We start from the raw sequence: 1,919 nt of genomic DNA, 5'->3' as shown, positions 1-1,919 counted from the left end.
GCCAAACCTCTGTCATAGAGCGATTTACTTGTCAACTCCGGCAAAGAACGATCAAAGCTTGGGGCCTGCCTCAACGAGAGCCTTGCCTGCTTTGTTGGTGGTGTACTTGTCGAAGTTCTTGATGAATCTCGCGGCGAGATCCTTAGCCTTCTCGTCCCACTCAGCGGGATTAGCATAGGTATCTCTGGGGTCGAGGATTCCTGTGTCAACTCCGGGAAGCTCGGTGGGAACCTCAAAGCCGAAGTAGGGGATAGTCTTGGTGGGAGCGTTCTTGATGTCGCCGCCGAGGATAGCGTCGATGATGCCGCGTGTATCCTTGATGGTGATTCTCTTGCCGGTGCCGTTCCAGCCGGTGTTTACGAGGTACGCCTTAGCGCCGCTCTTTTCCATTCTCTTGACGAGCTCCTCAGCATACTTTGTGGGGTGCAGCTCAAGGAATGCCTGACCGAAGCAGGCAGAGAAGGTGGGAGTAGGCTCGGTGATGCCGCGCTCTGTACCTGCGAGCTTAGCGGTGAAGCCTGAGAGGAAGTAGTACTGGGTCTGCTCGGGAGTGAGAATTGATACGGGAGGAAGCACGCCGAACGCGTCAGCGGAAAGGAAGATAACGTTCTCGGCAGCGGGACCCGCTGAAATGCCGTTTACGTTCTTCGCGATCTTCTCGATATGCTCAATCGGGTATGAAACACGGGTGTTCTCGGTAACGCTCTTGTCGTCAAAATCAATCACGCCGCCATCCTTGACGGTAACGTTCTCGAGAAGCGCGTCTCTCTTGATAGCGTTGTAGATGTCGGGCTCGCTCTCCTTGTCAAGGCCGATGACCTTCGCGTAGCAGCCGCCCTCAAAGTTGAATACGCCGTTGTCGTCCCAGCCGTGCTCGTCGTCGCCGATAAGCAGACGCTTGGGGTCGGTGGAAAGTGTGGTCTTGCCGGTGCCGGAGAGACCGAAGAAGATAGCGGTATTCTTGCCTTCCATGTCGGTATTTGCGGAGCAGTGCATTGAAGCGATGCCCTTGAGCGGCAGGAAGTAGTTCATCATGGAGAACATACCCTTTTTCATCTCGCCGCCGTACCATGTGTTGAGGATAACCTGCTCGCGGCTGTTTACGTTGAACAGAACCGCGGTCTCGGAGTGCAGACCGAGCTCCTTGTAGTTCTCGACCTTAGCCTTTGAAGCGTTGTAAACGACGAAATTCGGCTCAAAGTTCTCAAGCTCCTCAGCGGTGGGCTTGATAAACATGTTCTCAACGAAGTGAGCCTGCCATGCGACCTCCATGATGAAGCGGACAGCCATGCGTGTATCCTTGTTCGCGCCGCAGAAAGCGTCTACTACATAGAGCTTCTTGCCGCTGAGCTCGTCGAGGGCGAGCTTCTTGCAGGCAGCCCATGTTTCTTCGGAAGCGGGGTGGTTGTCGTTGGGATATTCGGGTGTAGTCCACCAAACGGTGTCCTTGGAGACCTCGTCCATAACGATGAACTTGTCTTTAGGCGAACGGCCTGTGTAAACGCCTGTCATAACGTTGACAGCGCCCAGCTCGGTCTCAACGCCGACGTCAAAGCCCTCGAGAGCGGGGTCGGTCTCGTCCTTGAAGAGCTGTTCCATTGAGGGGTTGTGAACAATCTCGGCGGCGCCTGTGATGCCGTACTTTGTTAAATCAATGCTTGCCATTGTGATTACTCCTTCTGATATATATTTACAAATACATGATACCACAGCCCGGCGGCGGTTGTCAATATCGGCAGTCGTACAAATAAAGCGCATAAAATGCAGTTTTTTCAGCCATTAATTGCAAAACGAGGGCTTGTTAGGACAGATTTGCCGCAAAAATGAATTATCACAGCCGCGTTTCCGCAAAATCAATGGAAACGGAGGGCTTTCCAAATCAGACAATATTTGACGAACGTCCAAAACCGTGCTATACT

1 protein-coding gene is annotated in these 1,919 nt (G+C 53.1%); it reads right to left on the bottom strand.

What is annotated here, in order from left to right:
* Positions 1 to 51 precede the first annotated feature (51 nt).
* Positions 52 to 1,665: a phosphoenolpyruvate carboxykinase (ATP) gene (gene pckA / locus KQI64_RS08560; protein ID WP_216524267.1), complete on the bottom strand. Its 1,614-nt coding sequence runs from the start codon at positions 1,663 to 1,665 to the stop codon at positions 52 to 54.
* Positions 1,666 to 1,919: the final 254 nt, after the last annotated feature.

The sequence above is a fragment of the Lachnoclostridium sp. MSJ-17 genome (assembly GCF_018918205.1).
GTDB lineage: Bacteria > Bacillota > Clostridia > Oscillospirales > Acutalibacteraceae > Ruminococcoides.
The sequence above is the reverse complement of the archived record's forward strand: the minus strand, read 5'-3'. Positions and strand labels throughout refer to the sequence as shown.

Coding starts and splice junctions, on each gene's coding strand:
- pckA (WP_216524267.1), bottom strand. CDS start 1,665: ATGGCAAGCATTGATTTAACAAAGTACGGCATCACAGGCGCCGCCGAG.